General features: G+C 56.7%; 1 protein-coding gene. It reads left to right on the forward strand.

Going from position 1 to position 381, the window contains the following annotated elements; all coding sequences use genetic code 11:
• A partial coding sequence (locus ASC50_RS05490; RefSeq protein ID WP_158648499.1) for a class I tRNA ligase family protein occupies window positions 1-381 on the forward strand: 381 nt, incomplete at both ends.

The following is a 381-nucleotide window of genomic DNA, read 5'->3' on the forward strand; positions in this document are numbered from 1 at the left end:
GGCGTATGGCGACCAATGCGAAGCCTGCGGCACGTCACTCAGCCCGCTGGATTTGCTTGAGCCAAAGTCGGCGATTTCGGGCAGCGTGCCCGTTTTGAAGAAGACCAAACACTGGTATTTGCCGCTCGACAAGCACGAGGCGTGGCTGAAAAAGTGGATTTTGGAAGACCACAAAGAGTGGAAATCGAATGTCTATGGGCAATGCAAATCGTGGTTGGACATGGGTTTGCAGCCGCGCGCCGTGAGTCGCGACTTGGATTGGGGCGTTCCCGTGCCGGTCGAAGGGGCGGAGGGCAAAGTGCTCTACGTGTGGTTTGACGCGCCGATTGGCTACATTTCCAACACCATCGAAGTGTGCGGCTCGCAACCGGAAAAATACGG

It is taken from the genome of Candidatus Symbiothrix dinenymphae (assembly GCF_001431085.1).